This is a genomic window from Cylindrospermum stagnale PCC 7417 (genome assembly GCF_000317535.1).
GTDB lineage: Bacteria > Cyanobacteriota > Cyanobacteriia > Cyanobacteriales > Nostocaceae > Cylindrospermum > Cylindrospermum stagnale.
This window is the reverse complement of sequence record NC_019757.1, coordinates 1,762,251-1,787,080: the sequence shown is the minus strand read 5'-3', so window position 1 is coordinate 1,787,080 and position 24,830 is coordinate 1,762,251. Positions and strand designations below refer to the sequence as shown.

The 24,830-nt window shown below is 39.5% G+C and carries 7 protein-coding genes; all 7 read right to left on the bottom strand.

Annotated features, from left to right (window positions below):
* Positions 1-34 precede the first annotated feature (34 nt).
* On the bottom strand, positions 35-7,591 hold the full coding sequence (locus tag CYLST_RS07325) for a non-ribosomal peptide synthetase (RefSeq protein WP_015207072.1): 7,557 nt from the start codon (positions 7,589-7,591) through the stop codon (positions 35-37).
* Positions 7,592-7,608: 17 nt separating this feature from the next.
* Positions 7,609-12,189, bottom strand: a complete 4,581-nt coding sequence (locus CYLST_RS07320) for a non-ribosomal peptide synthetase (RefSeq protein WP_015207071.1) — start codon at positions 12,187-12,189, stop codon at positions 7,609-7,611.
* A 14-nt stretch (positions 12,190-12,203) separates the two neighbouring features.
* Positions 12,204-16,319, bottom strand: a complete 4,116-nt coding sequence (locus CYLST_RS34280; RefSeq protein WP_157162546.1) for a non-ribosomal peptide synthetase — start codon at positions 16,317-16,319, stop codon at positions 12,204-12,206.
* 239 nt (positions 16,320-16,558) lie between these two features.
* Positions 16,559-17,314 carry a class I SAM-dependent DNA methyltransferase gene (locus CYLST_RS07310; RefSeq protein WP_015207069.1) on the bottom strand — a complete coding sequence of 252 codons (756 nt, stop codon included), beginning with the start codon at positions 17,312-17,314 and terminating at the stop codon, positions 16,559-16,561.
* A gap of 173 nt (positions 17,315-17,487) precedes the next feature.
* Complete coding sequence (gene ectB / locus CYLST_RS07305) at positions 17,488-18,741, bottom strand: diaminobutyrate--2-oxoglutarate transaminase (protein WP_015207068.1); 1,254 nt, start codon at positions 18,739-18,741, stop codon at positions 17,488-17,490.
* A 56-nt stretch (positions 18,742-18,797) separates the two neighbouring features.
* On the bottom strand, positions 18,798-20,219 hold the full coding sequence (locus tag CYLST_RS07300; RefSeq protein WP_015207067.1) for a condensation domain-containing protein: 1,422 nt from the start codon (positions 20,217-20,219) through the stop codon (positions 18,798-18,800).
* The gene (locus tag CYLST_RS07295) at positions 20,216-24,817 is read right to left on the bottom strand and encodes a non-ribosomal peptide synthetase (RefSeq protein WP_015207066.1); all 4,602 of its coding nucleotides are present in this window, start codon (positions 24,815-24,817) and stop codon (positions 20,216-20,218) included. Before CYLST_RS07295 ends, CYLST_RS07300 begins: the two co-directional genes overlap by 4 nt.
* Positions 24,818-24,830: the final 13 nt, after the last annotated feature.

Sequence of the window (24,830 nt, the reverse complement as noted above, 5' to 3'; positions counted from 1 at the left end):
GTCTTAAATTCTGTCTAATGTGCTGAATTTAGAACTAGACTTTACTTTTTGTCTGCGATGAATTAAGAAGGCCAATTTTAATTAAGTATGAAATATAGATATTAAACAATTCATGGTCTACAGGTGGACAAACTATAGATGTCCCTGAAAGTAGATCAAGAGTATTTTGACAATCGAATTTTAGTAATTGGGTTTGAGAAGTTGTGGCTGTAGATTCTTGTGTAGACAAAAGTGGTACAAGCGAATACAAGGGATGGTTGGGAAAATTTTCAGCAATTTTTGCTAGTTCTTGTCGCCATTGATCAATAGGAATCTGTTGCAGTGAATAGCCAAAGGAACGAATGACATTGAATAGGGTTCTTAATTCAAGAGGCTGAGAATTAAGCAAGTGAAAAGCTTTACCAGAAGATTGTTTTTGGCTAGATAAATAAACAATAGCTTTGCTGATATAATCTACAGGAGCTAAATTTTCTAAATATTTTTCATCAGGTACACTTCCCAATTGAATGCACCCAATGAGTAATTTGTAGAAAAAATCATTAGGATTAAATGCACCCGTTTTGCTATGTCCAGATATACGTCCTGGTCTATAGATAGAAACTGGCAAGCCACGCTTACGGGCAATATTCACTAACTTTTCTGCCACCCATTTACTTTGAGTATAGCCATCTTTTGGTACAGGATAATCATCAAGGCTAGACTGTTCTCGAATCAATTGCCTTCCAGTCCCCACGGGTGCAGAAAAGACGCTAATAGTAGAAATGAAATGTACTGGCTTGATTTTGACTTGGCTGGCTAATCTCAAAACTTCCTGGGTTCCCAGTACATTAGCAGCTTTGAGTGTGGAGTAGGGAGAAGCATGATGCACCCATGCACCATTGTGATAGATAACATCAAGTTTCTTGGCTAGGGCTGTAAATTGTGTTTGGGAAAGACCTAAAAGTGGCTGAGATAAATCTCCTAAAACTGGGATAATTCTAGAACTTTGCGATTCATTCCCAATTAAGTAAGATTCTAAACTGCGCCGAATTTTCTGCTTACCTTCCTCAGCATTAGCTGCACGTACTAAGCAATAAATATCTGCTTGAGTTTGTTGGAGAAGTTCGTCCAGTAAAAAAGCGCCTAAGAACCCTGTTGCACCTGTAAGAAAGATACAGGCTGGTTCAGTTATGTAGTCAATAGGTTTGCCGTCAGCAGTTATTGCTGGATCAAGAACAGCCTCAGCTTCGAGATTCAAAGTAGGATTAGCCGTAGTAACTGTTGATGATTGTGCTTGATGGGCTATTTCCAGTTTTGCTGCGAGGGTTTCTACCGTAGGTGCTTCAAACAAAGTCTGTAGTGGCAAATTTACTTGGAAAGCGGCTCGGATACGAGAAAATAACTGTACTATCAGTAAAGAATGTCCACCTAAATCGAAAAAGTTGTCATCAATGCTAATTTGTTGGATGTTGAGAATTTCACTCCAGATAGCAACTAATTGTTTCTCCAAGAGGGTACAAGGTAGTTTAAGGACTTTTTCTGGTTTGATTTTCGCTATTTCGTCAGGTGCTGGCAAATCTTTGCGGTTAACTTTGCCGTTTGGTGTTAGTGGTAGACTTTCCAAGAACACAAAAGTGTTAGGAACCATATAATACGGCAGTTTCTGCTTAAGGAAATCCCGCAATTCATTAACTGTGGGTGTATTGAGAGAACGAGCCACTACATAGGCTACAAGAGAATCTTGATTAGCGATCGCCACTGCTTGTAGCACATCTTGGTGTTTTGCTAGCGCTGCCTCGATTTCTAAGAGTTCAATGCGGAAACCGCGAATCTTCACCTGATGGTCAAGCCGTCCGAGATATTCAATCTGGCGATCGCTTAAGTAGCGGACTAAATCACCAGTCTTATAAAGCTTTTGTGCGCTCTCGATTGTGAAAGGATTATCTATGAACCGTTGAGCAGTTAATTCGGGTCGATGCCAATAACCACGGGCTATCCCAGCACCACCAATGTACAGTTCACCCGGAACCCCAATTGGTGTTGGCTGCAACTGGCTATCTAAAATATATACCTGAGTATTGGCGATCGCGCGACCAATCGAAACAGGCTGATCACCATACTCTACTTGATGCACTGTAGACCAGATTGTTGTTTCTGTTGGGCCATACAAATTCCACAAACTATGACACTGCTGTAACAACTGATTGGCTAATTGACGTGGTAACGCTTCACCACCGCAAAGTATCTTGAGTTGCTTGTTAGAGAGCCAACCGACTGCCAGCAGCATTCGCCAAGTAGCTGGCGTTGCTTGCATGACTGTTGCTTGAGAATTCGCCAGCAATGCTGATAGTTGCACACCATCGCTCACAACTTCTCGGCTAGCTATCACGACACGCCCACCAATTATTAATGGTAAAAATATTTCTAAGGCGGCAATATCAAATGCCAGCGTAGTAACTGCTAGCAGTACATCCTGTTGTTGTATTCCTACAGATTGCTGCATCGCATTTAAGAAGTTGGCAACGTTGCCATGAGCTATTTCTACTCCCTTGGGGTTGCCTGTCGAACCTGAGGTGTAAATGACATAAGCCAGGTTGTCGGCGTTGGCAGCAGTTACGAGGTTTTCTTGACTTTGTTGTGTAATCTTTTCCCAGTCTGAATCCAGACACATCACTTGTGCTGCTTCGTTGAACAGTTGTAATTTCAGTTTCTGTTGGGTAAGCAGCAATGGCGCTTGCACATCCTGCTTGATATATTCCAAACGTTCCTGGGGATAACCAGGGTCGAGCGGTACATAAGCACCACCTGCTTTTAATATTCCCAACAGCCCAACTATCATCTCTAGGGAACGTTCCACACAAATACAAACTGGTACTTCTGGGCCGACACCGCATTTTTGTAAATAGTGAGCTAGTTGATTTGCTCGCCGGTTTAACTCCCGGTAGGTTAGTTGTTGGTTTTCAAACACCACAGCTACCGCATTCGGTGTTTTTTCTACCTGTTCTTCAAATAATTGATCAATGCATTTATCTTGGGGGTAATCTGTTTGGGTGTCATTCCACTCCACAAGTAATCGGTGCTTCTCAGTTGGGGTCAGTAGAGGCAGTTGTGCAACTCGCTCTTGGGGATTAGCCACAATACCCGCAAGCAATATTTGAAAATGTTCTGCCATACGGGCAATAGTGGTTGCATCAAACAAATCGCAGTTGTACTCTAACTCACCACTAATTCCTGACTCGTTTTCCTGAATTGAGAGTGTCAAGTCAAACTTAGCAGTTTTGCTGCTGGTTTCCACAGACTGCAAAGTTAAGTCCGACAACTCTATAGCCGACATTGGTGCATTCTGGAGAATAAACATGACTTGGAATAGCGGTGTATAGCTCAAGTCTCGCTCCGGCTTTAATTCTTCCACCAGCAAATCAAAGGGTAAATCTTGGTGGTCATAGGCTCCCAAGGTAACTTCGCGTACCCTAGTGAGTAACCCTCGAAAAGTCGGATTATCTGATAGGTCAGTTCGCAGCACTAGGGTATTGACAAAAAAGCCAATTAATCGTTCTAATTCAGCACGGTGACGATTGGCAATTGGTGAACCGACTACAATATCGCCAGTATCACTGTAGCGGTATAACAGCACTTTGAAAGCTGCCAGCAGGGTCATAAATAATGTCACTCCCTCCTGCCGACTTAAGGTTTTGATAGCTTCAGATAGCTCAACAGACAACACAAAACTAGTGGTTTCTCCCCGGAAAGTCTGCACAGGAGGTCGCGGTCTATCTGTCGGTAAATTCAAGCTAGCGGGAGCGCCACCGAGTTGCTGTTTCCAGTAGGCGAGTTGAGTTTCTAGTACCTCTCCTTGCAACCATTGCCGTTGCCAAACCGCAAAGTCTGCATATTGAATCGGTAGTTCAGGAAGTTGCGGTTGCTGACCGGAAACAAAACCTTCGTATAATGCTCCTAATTCCTGAACTAATACGCCCATTGACCAGGCATCACCAACAATATGGTGCATCGTCAACAGCAAGATATTTTCTGTCTGATTTAACTGTAACAAGGTGACTCGCAGCAATGGCCCTATACTTAAGTCAAAGGGATGTTTTGCTTCTGCTAAAGCCAACCGTTGTACTTCCTCCTCTTGCTCTTCAGCGTTTAAGTCTTGTAGATCTACTATTGTTAATGAGAGTGTCTGTTGGCAAGCGATTACCTGCATCAGTTGCTTGCTTCCCATGACCAAGGTAGTGCGTAAGGCTTCGTGACGACTGATAATTTCGTTGAAGCTTTGCTCTAGTGCGCCAATACTGAGATTGCCTATTAATTTGACCGCAGATGGCATATTGTAGACGGATTTCTCCGACTCTAGCTGATCCAAGAACCACAGCCTGGCTTGAGCAAAGGATAGGGGCAGTTCTGAAGGGCGATCGCACACTTGTAGAGACTGTGGTGGTAAGCCCAGTTGTTGTTGACGGATAGTTTGTAAGCGATCGCTAAAGGTTGCTACTGTCGAATTTTCAAACAGAGTTCTCAGTGGTATTTCTACCTGAAATGCTTTTCGCACTTGGGAAATTACTTGAGTAGCTAATAAGGAGTGTCCACCTAGTTCAAAAAAGTTATCGTGGATACCTACTTTCTCTAACCCAAGGATGTTGGCCCAAATTTCCACCAGCATTTCCTCCGCAGGGGTACGAGGTACAACAAAGCCCTTAATTTCGTTTACTTCAGTTGCATCGATTTCTGGCAAGGCTTTGCGGTCAACTTTGCCATTTGGTGTTAAAGGCAGGCTTTCCAAGAACACAAAAGTGTTAGGAACCATATAATATGGCAGTTGCTGCTTGAGGAAGTCTCGCAGTTGGCTAACTGTGGGTGTATTTTGGCAATTAGCAACTACGTAAGCGACAAGTGAATTTTGATTGGCGATCACAACTGTCTGTTGCACATCTGAGTGTTTTGCCAATACTGCTTCAATTTCTAAGAGTTCAATGCGGAAACCGCGAATTTTGACTTGATGATCAATTCGGCCAACAAAGACGATGTTTCCATCAGGTAGGTAATAAGCTAAATCGCCAGTTTTATACAGACGTGTTCCTGGGTCATTGCTGAAGATATTAGGTATAAATTTCTCTTCAGTTAAATCTGGGCGATTATGATAACCTCTTGCTAAACCGACACCACCAATGTAAAGTTCTCCAGAAACACCAATCGGTACTGGCTGCAAGCACGAATCTAAAATATAGAGTTGGGTGTTAGAAAAGGGTCGCCCAATCGGTACTAAATGCTCTGTTGATAAGTTCCCCGTAGTGCTTTCAAAGTAGGAACTGTCAATTGTGGCTTCAGTTAAACCAAAAGAGTTAATTAGCCGTGTTTCTTCCCCAAGGAAGGTTTGATATTTGCGGTATTCTGAGCCATACCAACTATCAGAACCACAAATTACCAACCGCATAAATTTGAGACACTGCTGACTGCTTTCTAAATACTGTATGAGGTTATTTAAAACAGTCGGCACAAATTCAGCACAATCAACTTTGTGTTGGCAGATGTAAGCATACAGTTGCTTTGGTTCTAGTAAAAAATCACGAGGACACAAAACTAACTTGCCACCAGAGCATAAAGCACGACTCAGATCACCGACAAAAACATCAAAAGAGAAACTGGCCATTTGCAGATGATCATGTACAAGCGATCGCAGTTGATAAGCTTCTTCCCAGCTAAAGTAGGCATTGACAACACCTCTATGCTCAACCATCACCCCTTTTGCTTGACCAGTTGAACCTGAAGTATAGATGAGATATGCTAAATTTTCAGCTTTAACAGTGCTACTAGATAAATTAGATTCTGATTCCTGTAAAATCAGCTGCCAATCAGCATCCAGACAAACGATATTTCCCTGATAAGAGGGCAAGGTATCTAGTAAATTCGTCTGAGTCAATAGGACTGGACAATCTGCATCTTGCAACATGAAAGCTAGTCGCTGCGGAGGTAGATTTGAATCTAGAGGTACATAAGCACCACCAGCTTTCAAAACTCCCAAAACTGCGATTATCATCTCCAAGCTGCGCTCTACACAAATACCTACCAATACATCTGGAGAAACACCCAATTTTTGTAAATAGTGAGCTAATTGATTTGTTTGCTGGTTAAGTTCTCGATAGGTGAGTTGTTCATTTTCAAACACCACAGCTACTGCATCCGGTGTTTTTTCTACCTGTTCCTCAAATAATTGATGAATGCATTTATCTTGGGGGTAATCTGTTTGGGTATTATTCCATTCCACCAACTGTTGATGTATTTCGGCTGTTGTCAATATAGGTAATGAAGACAGAGATTGGTGAGGATTTGTAACTATACTCTCTAATAATTTTTGCAGATGACCTAAGATGCGGGTGATGGTGTCTGCATCAAAACGAGTGCGATCATATAAAATCTCTAGCTTTAACTCTGTACTTACTTCTACTGACAGAGTGATGGCATAATTTGTTGATTCCGCAGACCGAATATCATGGATTTGCATTTCTGTAGCTTTTACTTTTAAGGAAGCATCTACAGGGTAGTTTTCAAATACTAAAATAGTTTCAAACAAAGGCAAATTTCTAGGAACTTCACTCCACCCCTGCACTTGTACCAGAGGGCTGTATTCGTACTGCTGCGCTTCTACTTGTTGCGCTTGGAGTTTTTGCAGCCAGGGAATTAATAACTCTTCCCCAGAAATCTGTACTCTTACTGGCAAAGTGTTGATAAACAGCCCCACCATTGATTCAGAACCTGTTAATGCAGGTGGACGACCAGCAGCAGTAGCTCCAAAAACTACATCTTTTTCACCGCTATAACGACTGAGGAGTATAGACCAAGCCCCTTGTATCAAGGTGTTTAAGGTTAACTTGTGCTGTCTTACCAAAGATTGCAACGCGGCTGTTGTCGCTGGTGATAGCTTGGTTAATTCTTCTCCAGAACCTGTTGCTGAATTGTTTGACAAATTCCCTATACTCAGTTGAGTAGGTGCTGTAAAACCCTTGAGAATCTGACGCCAAAATGTTTCCGCTTGAACTAAGTTTTGCTGTTGCAGCCAAGCAATATAATCTTGATATGGACGACAGCGTGGTAATGTTAAAACTTGTCCTTGACAAAGTGCCTCGTAAGCTTGAAAAACTTGGTGTAGTACCAAAGCCGCAGACCACCCATCTAAAATTAAATGGTGGCTACTCCAAATAAAATGGTAAGTTTCTTTGGCTACTTGAATAAATGTCAAGCGCATTAATGGTGCTTGAGAAATATCAAATCCTTGCTGATAGTCTGCTGCTAATAAAACTTCTAGTTGCTTTTGCTGTTTAACTACAGATAACTCTTGCCAATTATCTGTTTGCCAAGGTAAGTCTACAGATTTATATACTACTTGAAAAGGTTCTTTTTGCTGTTTCCAGTGAAAAGAAGTGCGTAAAATTGGGTGCTGATTGATGACTTGTTCCCAAGCTTGTTTAAAAGCTGTAAAGTTAACAGATTTGCTGAAGGTATAACAACTTTGAACAACATACACTCCTGATTCTGGGGCGCGGAGAGTATGAAAAAGTATCCCTTGCTGGGTAGGGGAAAGGGGATAGATATTTTCTATATTCTTCTTATTCATTAAAAGTTACCTTAGGCTTAGTCGAGTTCTGCAATTAACTGATCGAGTTCTTCTTGGTTCAAGCGCATTTGGGAGAAATCAGAGGGAGTGTAGCCTCCAGAAGTGGGGGATTGACAGTGAGCAATCAGCTGCTGCAATTTTTCGATATATCCTTGAGCTAGCTTTTCTACTGTTGTTTGTTGATGCAATGCCTTGCTATAAGTCCAATTTAGCCGCAACTGACCACCCACGATTAACCCATTCACCTCTAGCAGGCTGTTACGGTTTCCCTTTGGACTTTGAGTTTGTCCAGTGGATTCAGCAGCCGGTCGAAACATCGATGATTCGGAAATTACTTGGTCAAACTGACCTAAGTAGTTAAATGTCACTTCTGCTTGGGGTAAGGCTTGCAGTTGTTTCGCAATTGGCTGTTGACTGAGATAACGTAATACGCCATAGTTAATGCCTCGATGGGGAATACTCCGCAATTGCTCTTTTATTGCTTTTAATGCGTCTCCAGGGTCAAAAACTGCTGTGATATCCAATAAAACCGGGAAAATAGTAGTAAACCAACCGACTGTATTTGATAAATCAACATTTTCTAGAAGGTCTTCCCGTCCGTGACCTTCTAAGTTAACTAAAAGCGAACTTTTACCAGTCCATTGCTGAAAAGTTTGGACAAGGGCAGTCAGCAAAATATCATTAATTTGAGTTTGATAAGCTGCTGGTACTTCAGATAATAAAGATTCGGTTTCTTCTTGAGTAAGAGTAACTGAAACTGTGCAAGCTGAAGCTACAGTATTTTTATCGGCTGGGTAGTCAGTAGGCAAAGGAGAAATGTGTTTATTAGACTGACTCAGCCAGTAATTAACTTCTGAATGTACGGTCTCTAAATTAGCATATTCTTGCAGTTTTTTAGACCACTGTTTCACTGAAGTAGTTTTAGCCGGCAGTTGTATTTTTTTACCATGACTAAGTTGTTGATAAGCCGTTTGTATATCCTCTAATAAAATTCGCCAAGAGACCCCATCAACTGCGAGATGATGAATGATAATTAACAGTCTATCTGGTTGGTTTTCACCTAGTACAAATAAAGCAATTTGCAATAATGGCCCATCTGATAAATTCAGGCTGGCTTGTAGTGCAGTCGCTTTAGCCTCAATCGCCTGTCTCTGTTCAGTTTGGGGTAAGGTTGACAAATCAATTATCGAAAAAGGTGTAATTTGGTCAGGAGCAGCGATGTTTGATTGCCAACCAAATTCTGTTTGCACAAACCGCAAACGTAGGGCATCGTGATGAATGAATAATTGCTGAATAACCTGCTTTAATAAAATTGGTTCACAAGTTTGATTAACTTCCAGGATTACTGCCTGATTCCAATGATGGAAATCAATAAGTTCCTGTTCAAAAAACCAATGTTGAATAGGCGTTAGGGGCAGAAAACCTGTAACAATGCCTTGTTCAGTTTCAACTTTTTTATTTGTACCTGCTACTAATGCTAAATCGGCAATTGTTTGATATTCAAATATCTGTTTAGGAGTTAGCTGTAAACCCGCTTGATTAGCTTTAGCTATTACTTGCAGGCTAAGAATAGAATCTCCACCCAACTCAAAAAAGTTATCATAAATACCAACTTTCTCTACTCGCAGAACTTCCGACCATATCTGCACGAGAGTTTCTTCAATTGGAGTGCATGGGGCGACAAAAACTTCTTGTAAATCTGGTCTGGCGTTATCGGGTGCTGGTAATGCTTGGCGGTCTATTTTACCATTAGCTAAAAATGGCAGAGTATCTAACAGGATAAACACCGTTGGTATCATGTAGTCAGGCAGATTCTGCTTTAAGAAATTACGCAGTTCGCTGACTGTAGGGGCATGATTTGGGATGGGAATAAGATAAGCTACTAAACGTTGTTCACCGGGGAAATCTTCCCTAACTAAGACTACAGCTTGTTTTACTGCTGAATGCTGCCTTAATTGTGCTTCTATTTCTCCTAGTTCAATGCGGAAGCCTCGAAGCTTGATTTGCCCATCGATGCGATCGCAAAATTCAACAGTACCATCTGGGCGATAACGAGCTAAATCACCTGTTTTATACAGTCGTGTGCCAGCAAAGAACGGGTTGGAGATAAATTTTTCAGCAGTCAAATCTGGGCGGTTGAGATAACCCCGCGCTAAACCTGCACCACCGATGTAGATTTCACCCCGTACACCGATGGGAACAGGTTGGAGGTGGGAGTCTAAGATATATATTTGGACATTTGCGATCGCACTTCCAATCGGTACGACTGGCCGCTCATCTTCATATTTGCATTTAAAGTAAGTCGTATCAATAGTAGCTTCTGTTGGCCCATAGAGATTACACAGTTCTACACCAGGCAAAAGCTTAAAGAACTTATTTTGTAAATCAATCGCTAATACTTCACCACCACAAAATACCTGTCGCAGGCTTTGACAGTGTTGTATCTTTTGTTCCTCCAACAACACTCGCAACTGAGAAGGAACTAATTGTAAAATCGTAATTTTTTGTTCAGCAATCAATTCCACAAGATAAGCGCTGTCTTGCTGTCCCCCTGGTTTAGCTAAAATTAACTGTCCACCAGCTAACAATGGTGCGTAGAACTCCCAAACAGAAGCATCAAAGCTAAAAGCTGTTTTTTGCAAAACCCGATCTGATTCATTTAAGGGAAATTCAGCCTGCATCCATAATGTATGGTTGCAAAGGGAGCGGTGAGAAATTGTCACACCCTTGGGTTTTCCCGTAGATCCTGATGTATAAATAACATATGCTAAATTATCCGGTTGGACTGTGTTTTCTGGAGTGAAACTATTCTGTTGAGCAATAACTTCCCAGTCTTTATCTAAGCAGACAATCTGCCGCTGTTTGGGAAGCAACCCAACCAACCGTTCCTGAGTCAACAACACCGATACATCAGCATCATTGAGCATAAACTCCAGACGTTCTTGGGGATAATTTGGGTCAAGTGGCAGATATGCACCACCAGCTTTCAAAATGCCCAGCAGTCCCACCACCATTTCTAAAGAACGCTCTACACAAATTCCTACCAAAACATCAGCCCCAACACCTAGTTTTTGCAAATAAAAAGCTAACTGATTCGCTTTAGTGTTTAATTCTTGGTAAGTTAATTCTTGCTCTGCCAATACTGCCGCAATAGCATCAGGTGTCCGTTCTACCTGCTCTGCAAATAGCTGATGAATACACTTATCTAATGCATACTCTGCTGAAGTGTGATTCCATTCTTTGAGTACCTGATACCGTTCTGCCTCTGTTAATAACGGTAAGTCTGCCAGATGCTGCTTGGGATTAACAATAATACTGGTGAGCATTGTCTGCAAATGCCCCAGCATTCTGGTGATAGTGGCTACTTCAAAACGATGGGCGTTATATAAAATATTGATATAAAACTCTGAAAAAACTCCCACAGAGATTGTCAGGGGATAATTTGTTTCTAAGATCGAATAAGTTTTACGTATCTTTAAATCCCCAGCCCGCTCTTGTAGAGAGGCGTCTGTTGGATAGTTCTCAAAAACAATAATACTCTCGAATAGTGGTACTCCCCGATAAATTTCACTCCACCCTTGAATATCTACCAATGGACTGTATTCATACTGCCTTGACTCGATTTGCTGAGTTTGTAGCTGCTGTAGCCAAGGCAGAATCAACTGATCAAAATCTACATTCACCCGCACAGGTAAGGTGTTGATCAAGTTCCCTACAATCGATTCAGATCCAACCAAATCCACCGGACGACCGGAAGAAGTAGCTCCAAAAACTACATCTTTTTCATTGCTATAACGGCTTAATAGCAAAGCCCAAACACCCTGGACAATTGTGTTTATAGTCAGCCGATGCTGGCGAGCAAAGGATTGGAGTGCATCTGTATTTTCTGCCGATAACCGCATCTGTTGTACGGCAGCAGTTTGATTTTGATTAACTAAAGTATCAGCAACTTTATCAACTACCAAAGGAGTTGGTGTAGTGAAACGCTGAAGATAATCCTGCCAAAACTTCTGAGCCTGAACTATATCCTGCTGTTGTAACCAAGCGATGTAATTTCGATAGGGATGAGGGCGTTCCAAAGATAGCTTTTTCCCAAAACGAAATGCTTCATAATAGGCTATGACTTCCCTAAATAGTAAGGGCAAAGACCATCCATCCAGCACCAAATGATGGTGACTCACAATTAATTGGTAGATTTCATTGGAAAATTGAATCAGACTGAGGCGGATCAGTGGAGCTTTGGACAATTCAAAGTCCTGATGGCGATCGCATTGCAGAAAAATCTCTAGTTGCTTTTGTTGTTGACTAGGAGCTAACCCGCGCCAATCATGGTGTAGCAGTGGTAGTTTGACATGCCGACCAACTACTTGAAGAGACTTTTCTAAATTTTCCCAGACAAATGCAGTCCGCAAAATCGGATGTCGATCGATAACCTGCTGCCAAGAACGCTCCAGGGCTGAGATATCCAAGCTTCCATGTAATTCATAGGTGATTTGTCCGATATAAACCCCAGAGCCAGGAGCAAAAAGGCTATGGAATAGCATCCCCTGTTGCATCGGAGATAGAGGATAAACATCTTCGATATTTCTTGACTTCATTTTATACATCCTCTTTAAAACTCAACTATTCCTAATGCTTGATCGAGTTCGTCTTGACTTAGCTGTACTAGGGGGAAATCTGAAGGCGTAAAGCCACCTGCATCAGGAGACTGACAGTGAACGATGAGCGATCGCAATGCCTCTACAAATTCCTGAGCTAAAGCTTCTATAGTCGTCTGACAATGAACAGCCTGACTGTAAGTACAATTCAGTTGCAATTGACCACCAACTACAAAACTATTGAAGCTGAGTAAGTAACTGCGGTTGTTTTCTAGACTGCTTTGTGGGCCAATAGGCTCTTGAGACAATTTCAAAAGCGATGACTCAGATAATGTCTGGTCAAATTGACCAAGATAATTAAAAACAACCTCCGCTTGTGGAAGTAACCCTAGGGAATTAACCACAACCGCGTTATTACTGAGATACCGCAGCACGCCATAGCCTATTCCTCGATTTGGAATACTTCTTAGCTGCTCTTTAATTGCTTTCAACGCATCCCCTGGACGAGAAACTTCTCCCAAATCCAAAAGTACAGGGAAAATAGACGAAAACAAACCTACAGTCCGTGAGAGATTGACATCAGCAAATATTTCCTCTCGTCCATGACCTTCTAGGTTAATCAGCAGCGATGTCTTCTCTGTCCATTGGGAAAATGCCAGTACAAGTCCCGTTAATAAAACATCGTTAATTTGGGTGCGATATAGCACAGGCACTTCCTTGAGCAAAACTTGAGTTTCTGCCACACTCAGCTTTACTGACACCGTACAAGCTAAAGCCTCAGTATTCGCACCTCCCGAATAATCTACTGGGATGGGAGACACCTGCTCGCGGGATTTCATCAGCCAATAATCGATTTCTTGTTCTACTATTGCTGAGTTTGCATACTCTTGCAACCGTTGAGACCACTGTTTAAACGAGGTTGTTTTCGCTGGCAATTGGATTATTTCTTGCCCTTGTTTCAACTGCTGGTAGGCTGTCTGAAAATCATCAATTAAAATCCGCCAAGAAAAGCCATCAACTAATAGATGGTGAATAACTATCAACAGGCGACTGGTTTTACTTGCACCCAGATTAAACAACGCTACCTGTATTAAATAACCTTGTGATAAGTTTAAGCTGTCCTGTATTTTAGTAGCAGCCGTCTCTAGAGCAGGTGCTTGTGCATCTGGTGGTAAAGCTGACAAGTCGATGTATGAGAAAGGAATACTATCATCAGGTGAAAAATTAATTTGCTGCCAGCTAGATTCTGTTGGTTCAAACCGTAGTCTAAGTGCATCATGGTGTACCAGTAATTGTTGTACAACCTTGTTTAACAACTGCGGATTCCAAGGTTCTAAAACTTCTAGTAATACTGCTTCATTCCAGTGATTTGGGTTTTGCAAATTCTGCTCAAAGAAGTAATGCTGAATCGGTGTTAAGGGTACATTACCTATCACTAAACCCTGTTCTGCTTGGATAGCTTGATTTGTACCAATTATCTTAGCTAATTCAGCAATTGTCTGGTGTTGAAACAATTGCTTGGGTGTAATATTAAATTCTGCCTGGTGTGCTTTGGCAATAACCTGAATGCAGAGGATGGAATCTCCGCCTAATTCAAAGAAGTTATCATGAATCCCCACCTGGTTAACACCTAAAACTTTTTCCCAAATCCTGGCTAATGTTTCCTCCACAACTGTAGAAGGAGCGACAAAGGTTTCTGCTATATTAGACCCTTGCATATCAGGCATTGGTAGTGCTTTCCGATCTATCTTGCCACTAGGCGTCAGTGGCAGTTCCTCTAACAGCACAAAAGCCGAGGGTATCATGTGATCTGGTAGCCTTTGTTTGAGGAAGTTTCGTAGTTGCGACACCAGTTGATTATCCTCAACATTTGGAACAATGTAAGCCACTAAACGCTTTTGATTAGGTATATCTTCTCTGGCAATAACCACCTTTTCTCGTACAAATTGATGTTGACCTATTACAGCCTCAATTTCTCCTAGTTCGATCCGAAAACCACGAATTTTTACCTGGTGATCAATCCTTCCTAAAAACTCAATATTGCCATCCGGTAGCCACCTGCCTAAATCTCCAGTTTTGTAAATTAAATCCGTACTGGTTCCTGGTAAAGGTTTTGCAATGCTAGGAAATGGGTTAGAAACAAAGCTTAATTTAGTACTTTCTTCATTTTTCCAGTATCCAACACCCACCCCAAATCCCGACACACAAATTTCTCCTGGGAAACCAACAGGTACTAACTGCATCTGTTGATCAAGAATATAAAGATTTAAATTAGCTAACGGTTTACCAATGGCAACTGTTCGTTGATTTTCGGTTAATGGCTTATCGATAATTAATTGAGTGATATCATCAGCCGCTTCGGTTGGTCCATAAGCATTAATTACCTGAATATCAGGATAAAATTCTAACCATCGATTAACAAGTTCTCCTGGTACAGATTCTCCAGTTACCATCATCCATCTCAGGTCAGGTAAAAGCCTTTCTTGCTCTGATAAATGAGAAATATAATCTAGTAAGTTATTGAGTACAATGGGAACTAATTCAACGATAGTAATTTTTGCTTTCTTGATAACTTTAAACAGATTTTCTGGATTACAAACAGTTTCTGTATCTACTATTATTGTCTTACCACCAATAAGTATCGGCGCTAAGAATTGCCACACAGAAATATCAGATGAAGCCGGGGCACTTTGTAGAAAAGTTAAACTTTCAGTTAACTCTAAAGCATCATATTGAGCATAAATATGATTAATTGCACCTCCATGTCTAATAATTGCTCCCTTAGGCAATCCAGTTGAACCGGAGGTATAAATCATATAAGCTTGATCGATTCCCTCACTATGAATATCTAAATTAGTTTTTGGGAATTTCTCAAAATCAAGCTGATCGTATACGTTGATATTTAATAGAGTGGGTAAAACTTTGTCATTTGGTTTGATGCCTAAACAGATTAAAGATTGCAAGTGCTGAGAATCTTCTATTAAACCTGCTAATTTATCTAAGCAGGAATAATCTGTTAATACAATCTCTACCTCACTGTTAAAGAGCATATATTTAACTCTATCTGGCGGATAGCTAATATCAATGGGTACATAGACTCCGCCCACTTTTAAGATAGCAAGTATAGCGATGAGAAAATTTATGTCTCGTTCTTTGATGATACCTACAAAATCACCTTTTCTCACTCCTGTATTAGCCAAAAAATTAGCAAGCTGATTGGCGCAATCATTAAGTTTTTTATAACTTAGGTGATTATTTTCACAAACTACAGCTATATGTTGATGATTTTTCTCTACTTGGCTTTCAAATAACTGATGAATAGATTGTTTAACAGGATATTTTTTATGGTTTTGATTAAATGATTTTAAAAGTTTATGTTGTTCTCGTTCTCCAACCAAAGAAATATCTGCTAACTTGATTTTTGGTTCATTGATAGTAATGTCAATGATATGGAGATAAGCTTTAATGATATTTTCAATAGTTGCCTCTTGAAACAGGGAATCATTGTAAACTATTTTGCCTTTAATGGAATTATCAATCACCCTAAATGAAATATCTAAATCATTATTAATATCTAGTAAATGACTGGAATCATGAATATTCTCCAAGAGCATCACTATATCAAAAAGAGGATGGCGGCTCCAATTATTTTGTATATCTAATAACTTAAGTATCTTATCTAAAGGATATTTTGAATGGCAATATGCTCCGATTGTGGTTTTTTTAACTTCTAAAAGCAAATTTTTAAAATCTGTTTCTTTGCTTAGATTAAATCGCAAAGGGATAATTTGATTGATTAGTTCTTCATTTTCTTGTTTTCTATTAGGTGTTCCAACAATAATGTCATTACAGCCAGTGTATCTTTGTAGCAATATATTTAAATTCGATAAAAGTATTAAATATATTGATAGATAAGAGCCATTTGCTAATTTAATGATTTTCTCAGACAAATCATTCGATAATTCAAAATTAACATACCTATTCTTGCTGCTAAAAAATACAGGTCTAACATAATCAATAATAAAGTTAGTCTCCGGTATTTCTTTAGATAATTTATTTAGCCAGTATATTTTATGAGCTAACAAAGAATCGGAGATTATTGTATTTTCAGTAATTTTGTTTAACATCATTTTTTTCATTATAAAAAACTGCTTGGGTTAAAGATTTAGTGAATAACAAATGGCAATTCACTTGTAGATTAGGCAAGATATCTGCTTTGAGCAAGTCTCTCGTCTGCAAGCTCAATGCACTAGAAAATAGCTACAAATTTTAGCAAGACTGTAGTAAGTGAGTGTAATGTTGAACTTCCTTCTTAGAGAGCATTCAACATTACATACATTCCATTATTTCAAGGTGCTGCAAAGTTGTTTTAAGATGCGCTCTTTCGGCAAACAAATATATCTTGATCTACACCAACACTAATTCCTAGCGATTGGTCAAGATTATAATGATTCATCTCTGTAAACCCAGCTTTTTTTAAAGCTAATTCAATTTCTTGTTCCGTATAACCTTTCACAAACCAACTACTATCTGAACGTTGCCATGTTCCATCTAATAATTGGAAAGCAGTAACTTTTACCTCAGATGTTTTTTCTTGTTCTTGATAAAAGTATCGCAGATACCAGGCATAATCGTCTTGAACTTCGGCTATTATCTGTTCTTTTGGTAAGTTTGAGGATTCTTCTTCTAAAGCAATGTTGAACATAAAAATACCATTTTCCCGCAATGCTGAATAAACATTACAAAATACAGATGTTAAGTCCTCTAAATTAGTGATCATTGCCATGGCAGTTTGTGAAATAACCCCATGAAAAGTAGACGACAACTCAAAGGAACAGGCATCAGCCAGCATGAATTCAGCATGGGGTGTTTTTTCACGGGCATGGGCTAGTGCTGTTTCTGAGCCATCAAGCCCAGTCATTTTATAACCATTTTTGTCAAGCAGTTGTATTAAATGTCCTGTGCCACAACAAAGATCAAGAATGCTAGCTCCTTCAGGAATATACTGTAGCATCAATTTTTTTAGCATTAGCAATATAGCTTCAGCTTTCTCAGAACTCCAGAGTTCTTTTGCTCTTATTGGAGCGATTACATCATAACTAGGGTAGTAACTTACTGAAGACATAGAAAATATTCCTCGCTACTAAAACAGGACAAAAACCAAAGTAATATCAACTGCAAAAATAGCCTGAATAAAGATTGGCATTGCTAAATAATTCTGAGATTCAAATTTGCATCATGGATGATATATGCATATATACTCAGCAATTTTACTGTATAGCCGATGCTATTTACTAATTAAGCTAAACAATCTTCAAAAGCTTGTTGAATGATTGAACATCCCTTTTCCAAAAGTGGGGTTTCAATAGTCAAAGGTGGTAAAATTTTGATGACATTATCATTTCTGCCAACTTTCTCAATTATTAGTCCCAGTTCAAAACAACGCGAAGTTATTTTTTTTGTCAAATTATTATCTTCATAGTTGGCAATATCAATACCCCAAATTAATCCTAGTCCACGTATTCTTATTTTATCATAAATTGCCGCTAATTTATTAATCAAGAAATTTTTTAAAAAAGATTCTTTAACTTTGACAGTTTGCTCTATGTTGTTAATTTCTCTATATTCTAGAGCAGCAGTTCCGCCTACAAATGCCAGTTGATTTCCTCTAAACGTGCCAGTGTGTTCACCAGGCTCCCAAATATCAAGTTCTGGTTTAATCAGCAATAAGGCCATGGGAAAACCGTAACCACTGATAGATTTTGAAAGCACGACCATATCAGGGACTATATTGGCTCTTTCAAAAGAAAAGAATGAACCAGTGCGGCCACAACCAACCTGAATATCATCACAAATTAATAAAATACTATGCTTGTCACACAGTTCTCGAAGTTTTTGCATCCACTCAATTGGTGCGACAATCACCCCCCCTTCAGCCTGCACGGTTTCAAATATTATGGCGGCAGGCTTTTCAATTCCCGAATTAACATCATTTAGAACTGAATCCATGAACTGTATGGTGTCAAAAGTCTCCATAAAACCAAAGGGATAAGGCATAAATGTGACATTATTTGATGTACCTAATATGCCAGAACGAATTGCCAGGTTTCCAGTAATTGCCAAGCTGCCCAATGTCATGCCATGATAGGCTCCCATGAATGAGAATATGCCAGGTCTTTTTTTGATTTTTTTGGCTAATTTTAAAGCTGCTTCCACAGCATTAGTACCAGTAGGCCCGCAAAACTGAATTCTATAGTCTAAATTTTTAGGGTCTAGTACTGCTTCAGAAAATTTTGATAAAAACTGTTCTTTAGCAGATGTATGCAAATCTAAACCATGTGTAATGGCATCTGCTTCTAAATAAGAAATTACTTTATTTTTGATGTAGTCATTGTTATGTCCATAATTTAAAGCTCCTGCGCCTGCTAGAAAATCTATGTACTCATCTCCTGACTCAGAGTAAATTATAGAACCTTTTGCTCTATGGAAAAGAGCGGGAAAACTCCGACAATAACTTCTCACATTTGATTCACGAGCTTCAAAGATATTCATATAAATCCTCTATTGGCTTGGTAATAATACTTGAGTCGCAAATTGCTTTAGTTGATTTAGGCTTGGACTTGAGCAGGAACAGATAGAAGATAGTCAAAATTAAAGGTTGCTTCTTTTTCTAGCATCGTAGCGAGCATCTGCTCTCTCTCTCTGAGAAACTGTAAGTCCTGAAGGCGTATGTGGGGATTGGTGACTATATTTAGCAGCAATATTTCAAAATCTTTGAGAATTTCGGCGATAGTTATCACATCAAAGCGGCGAAAATCGTAGGAAATAGCGATCGCTAACTCAGAACCTGGATACACCACTACAGTCAGAGGATAGTTTGTTTTGTAAAAAAGATTAGTGCTCTGAATCTCTATATTTCCCTGCCAATTTCGTAAAAACTGAGTAACTGGCTGATTCTCGAACACCAAAATACTCTCAAACAAGGGTAAACCTCTTTGCACTTGACTCCACCCTTGAATATCTGTCAGTGGGCTATATTCATACTGACGTGCATCAACTAACTGCGCCTGAAGTTGTTGAAGCCAAGGCAGGATAAGTTGTTCGCCATCTAGCTTGACATGAATGGGTAAGGTGTTGATAAATACACCTACCATCGCATCTGCTCCTGCTAAATCTACTGGACGACCAGAAACAGTGCAACCATAGACCACATTGTTTCTGCAACTGTAATGACCAAGGAGAATCGCCCAAGCTCCCTGAACTAATGTATTGAGTGTCAGATGATGCTGTGATACTAAAGACTGTAATGCCTCTGTGGTTGCGGCTGATAGCTTAATTTGTTCCTCATCATACCTTTCTGCTTGCTGGGATAAGTTATCAGCCGATAGATTTGTTAAAGGTGTTGGCTCTTTTATTTCCCTCATCGCCTGTCGCCAAAACTCCTCTGCTTGATCTTGATCCTGCTGCTGTAACCAGCCAATGTAATCTCGGAAAGGACGACTGGGTGCCAAACAAACTTCTTGTTCTCGACAAAGTATTTCGTATGTTTGCACAAAGTCTTTCAGCACAATGGGCATTGACCATCCATCCATAATCAGATGGTGTTTGCTCCAGATAAATTCATAAGAGTTATCAGTCAAGCGGATCAAATGTAAACGCATCAAACATTCTTGAGCAAGATCGAAACCTTGTTTGCGATCGCTTAACAGAAATGACCTTAACGCTTCTTGCTGTTCAACTGTATCCATTTCCCGCCAATCATACTGTTCTAGCGGTACTTTTACCTGCTTGTAGACCACTTGTAGCGGTTTGTCAATTTCTTCCCAATAGAAGCCAGTACGTAAAGCTGTGTGGCGATATATTACTGTTTGCCAAGCACGCTCAAAAGCAACTATATTCAGATTGCCACCTAGGGTATAGCTAATCTGGATAAAATATAGTCCTAATTCAGGATTGTATAAACTGTGAAAAAGAATACCCTTCTGTAAAGGCGTGAGTTCATAAATATCTTCAATATTTTCTGTTTTCATTGGCCTTTCTTCTCACTTCTGCGGTTGATTTGCGCTAAAAAATTATCTAGTTCTTTTTGACTCAAGTTTGCTTTGGAAAAATCAGAAGGTGTATAGCCTCCGGCATTAGTTGATTGACAATGGCTAATAATCTCTCGCAGTGCCTGGACAAATTTTTGAGCAAGAGTTGATACTGTTAATTGTTTATAAATTGCCGCACTATAAATCCAATCAAGTTGCAGGCAACCTCCAGTCACAAACCCGTTAATCTCCAACAGATGACGGCGATTTCCTAAAGGGCTACGTGTTTCACCACTTGATTCTGGGGCTATGGTAAATAAAGAAGACTCTTGTAAAACTTGGTCAAATTGTCCTAAATAGTTGAAACAAACTTCAGCTTGTGGCATCGCAGCCAAACTATTAGTGATAGCAGAATCGCTGCATAGATACCGCAATACACCATAATCAAAACCCCGATTTGGGATACTACGTAGCTGTTCTTTAATCGCCTTTAAAGCATCACCAACATTGGAACTTTCTTCTAAATTCAACAGAACAGGAAACACCGTCGTAAACCAGCCGACTGTACGCGATAAATCAACATCGCTAAAAATGTCTTCCCGTCCATGTCCCTCTAAATTAACTAGCAGGTTTTGTTCCCCTGTCCACTCTGCAAAACTTTTTGCCAGCGCCGTCAACAATACATCATTAATTTGAGTATGATAAACGGCGGGTACTTTTTGCAGCAGTGCTGTTGTTTCAGCTTCATTTAATAAGACTGACAAAGTTTTGCTTGTGGACAGAGTATTTAACCCACCCAGATAATCTACTGGTAAAGAATAAACTTGCTTCCTTGACTTAGAACACCAGTAATCTAACTGTGAGTCCAGCTTTTTCTTGTGTGCATAATCTTGCAAACATTCAGCCCACTGCTTAAAAGAAGTTGTTTTAGCTGGTAGATTTATTTCTTCATTTCGCTGAAGTTGCTCTAAGGCTGTTTGCAAATCAGATAATAAAATTCGCCAGGAAACACCATCAACAGCTAAATGATGAATGATGATTAACAGGCGGCTATTTTGGTCAGTTCCTAAATCAAATAGCGCCACCTGCACTAATCGATTACTTGATAAATCTAAACTTGCTTGTAATTCCGCTGCTTTGGCTTCAATAGCTGCCTGTCTCTGCTCTTGAACTATATCAGAAAAATCAAATTTAGTAAATGGTAATTCTTGGTCAACACCAGCATTAAACGATTCCCAAGCATCAACTTTCGGTTTAAAACGTAAGCGTAATGCATCGTGATGTGCCAATAAAGAATGTATTGCTTGCTGTAACAGTATTGGCTCTATTTTTTGCTGCAATTCCAGCAAAAATGATTGATTCCAATGATGAATCGCCGGTAGATTCTGACCAAAAAAGTTATGCTGAATTGGTGTTAAAGGTACAGAACCAATAACCAAACCTTGTTCTGATTCAACTTTTGAGGTAATCTCAGCAACTATTGATAGTTTAGCAATAGTTTGGCATTCAAAAATCTGCTTGGGAGTCAGCCGTAAACCAACTTGATTAGCTTTAGCGATCGCTTGAATGCCAATAATCGAATCTCCACCCAATTCAAAGAAATTATCGTGAATACTAACTTGCTCTAAACCGAGAAGTTCTACCCAGATTTTTGCCAATGCAACTTCTGCTGGAGTGCGCGGTGCAACAAAGGTAGCTTGTAACTCTGGTTTAACTGCATCTGGTGCTGGTAAAGATTTTCGCTCAATTTTGCCGTTAGCTGTTAGCGGTAAAGCCTTCAGGAGAATAAATTGTGAAGGCACCATATAGTCAGGCAGTTTTTGCTTGAGAAAATCGCGCAGTTCAAAAGATTTGAAATTAGCAATTTGTTCTTCAGGGACTATATAAGCTACCAACAGTTTTTTGCCTGGGCGATCTTCTCTTGCAACTACAACTACTTCTCGCACTTGCGGATGTTGGCAGAGTATAGCTTCAATTTCCCCTAATTCAATGCGGAAACCATGCAATTTTACTTGGTCATCAATTCGACCTAAAAATTCTAAATTACCATCTGGTAAATACCGTGCCAAATCTCCTGTTTTATAAAGTCTTGGACTCAAACAATGATGAATAAATCTCTCGGCAGTTAATTCCGGTTGATTTAAATAACCTCTAGCCACACTATCGCCACCGATATAGATTTCTCCTGATACACCCAAGGGTACAGGTTGATAATAGTTATCGAGTAAATATATTTCTGTATTAGCTAAGGGACGTCCCAAAGGAACTGTATTTGATAGCGAATCAGTAGACGCTTGTTCTACAGGATAGGTGAGTACGCCAACAGTAGTTTCTGTTGGCCCATAGTGGTTAAATATTTTGCATTTTGGTGCTAGTTCACTTACACGTTTAATCAACTCCCAACTTGCTGCTTCACCACCAAGAATGAGGCGCTGACGAGGTAGAATTTGTTCAGGGTTGGAGCCTGTTAATAAAGCAGATAGGTGTGAGGGAACAATTTTCAGACAGTCTAGGGAATAACGTTGATTATAATCAGCAAATGCCACTGGATCTTTAGCACATTCTTCAGAAATAATGTGTAAGCATCCACCTGTACACAATGCTGAGAAAATAGCCGTTTTACCTAAGTCGGCGGCGAAAGTAGAAACTGTGGCAAAACTGGCAGCAACTGGTAAATCTAGTTTTTCTAAAATACCGTTAACGTAGTTAAGTAGTTGTCGATGTTCTACTGCAACTCCTTTGGGTTTACCTGTAGAACCAGAAGTGTAAATAATATATGCTAAGTTTTCTGAAGTAGCAAAACTGAGAATATTATCTTGGGTGAGTTGATCACTCACATCTGTGTCAAGACAAACTACCTTTACCTGCTTTTCAGCTACTAGAGAAAATTGCTTAATTTTGTCTACAAGGTACGTTTGGGTTAACAACACAGATGCTTGAGCATCCTGCAATCTAAATGCTAATGCTTCTTCGGGTAAAGACGGTTCTAAAGGTAAGTAAGCTGCACCTGTTTTCAGAATACCAAGAATACCAATTATCACATCTAGTGAACGTTCCAGGCAAAGAGCAACAACTGTTTCTGGTTTAATTCCTTGGGATACTAAATAATGAGCTAATTGATTAGCTTTGGTATTTAACTCTTGATAAGTTAACTGTTTATCTTCAAAAACAATTGCAATATTATCTGGTGTTTTATCTGCCTGGGCTTCAATCCAGTGGTGAATACATTGGTATGGGGCAGGAGTAGTTTTAGTATTGTTAAATTCAACTAATAATTGCTGGCGTTGTTTGAAAGAGAGAATTTCTAGTTGAGCTATAGCAGTTTCTGGATGATTAATTACACTGGTTAACAAAGTTTGAAACTGTGCCGCCAAGCGTTCAATATCTTCTTGATTGAACAAATTGGCATCATAGTATAATTCTGCTGCAAGTGAGTCACCTTGATGCCAACAGAATAGTTTTACCTGAAAACGCTCAATGCAACTATATATTTTCTCGATAGAGAAAGATACTTCACCAGCAAAATATTTACTAGGCTGGGATATAAACTCAAAGGCAAAAGGTAAAAATGGTACTTTTTGGCTATTTTTAGCTTCTGCGAAACATTCTTCTAAATTAAAATAGTCTTGCCATTGATTAATTTGAGTAACTTGTTGTTCTAGTTGCTTTAATATATCAGAAAAAATATAATCATCTTGGAGTTCAATATTTATAGGTAGATATTTTGCTAATAGTCCAACTGTCGGCTGTAATTCTTCGTAATTTCTGCCATCAGAACACAAGGCTAAAACTGTTGCAGTTTTGTTAGTTAAGCGCCACAGTAGTATTTGCCAACAAGCCATCAAAAATTTTGAAATATCTACATTTTTAATTTTCGCTATAGCATCTGTATCAGAATCAAATTTTATGCCAACAGATTGAGGTTGAAATATTCTTTGTTCGCCGACCTGTTTTTCATTTGGTAATTTACCTAGCTGCAAATTAGAGATTTTTTGCTTCTGCCAATAATCTCTTGCTGTTTCCGCTTCTTCTCCCAGAAGTAATTCATTTTGCCATGCAGCAATATCTGCATATTGTAAAGGCGTATCTTCTAGTTCTAGTTCCTGTGAATAAGCATGATAGGTTTCACTGATATCACGTAAGAGATGATGCAGCGATACCCTATCGGCACAAATAGCTGATATTGCTAAAAGTAAAATGTATTTATTAGCTGAAATTTTAATTATATCTATCTGCCCATTAAAACCTTTGTCTAAGTCAAAATATATTTTATTATGAACTTGAAAGAAATTTTCAATTTTTATTTGTTGATTTTCTGATTTATGCCAATCATGATAGTTAAGTTTTATAGCCGATTCATCTTGAATAACTTGTAAAGGAACTATCATTCCTGCCAATGTAGGAAAATTGGTACGCAAAATTTCATATTTAGCTAAAATATTATGTATGGCCTTCTCTAAAATTACATCCTGAATATTCCCTTCAATTACAACTGCACCTTGAACCCGATATGGCTGATGGTTGGTTTCTGACTGCAACAACCATAACCGTTTTTGTTGAGGTGAAATTTGAAAGCCTTCTATTGATAGAGTTTGCATAGTTTTTCTTGGT

Excerpts from the sequence above, each read along its gene's own strand:
- CYLST_RS07325 (WP_015207072.1), bottom strand. The coding sequence starts at position 7,591 with ATGAATAAGAAGAATATAGAAAATATCTATCCCCTTTCCCCTACCCAG.
- CYLST_RS07320 (WP_015207071.1), bottom strand. The coding sequence starts at position 12,189 with ATGAAGTCAAGAAATATCGAAGATGTTTATCCTCTATCTCCGATGCAA.
- CYLST_RS34280 (WP_157162546.1), bottom strand. The coding sequence starts at position 16,319 with ATGATGTTAAACAAAATTACTGAAAATACAATAATCTCCGATTCTTTG.
- CYLST_RS07310 (WP_015207069.1), bottom strand. The coding sequence starts at position 17,314 with ATGTCTTCAGTAAGTTACTACCCTAGTTATGATGTAATCGCTCCAATA.
- ectB (WP_015207068.1), bottom strand. The coding sequence starts at position 18,741 with ATGAATATCTTTGAAGCTCGTGAATCAAATGTGAGAAGTTATTGTCGG.
- CYLST_RS07300 (WP_015207067.1), bottom strand. The coding sequence starts at position 20,219 with ATGAAAACAGAAAATATTGAAGATATTTATGAACTCACGCCTTTACAG.
- CYLST_RS07295 (WP_015207066.1), bottom strand. The coding sequence starts at position 24,817 with ATGCAAACTCTATCAATAGAAGGCTTTCAAATTTCACCTCAACAAAAA.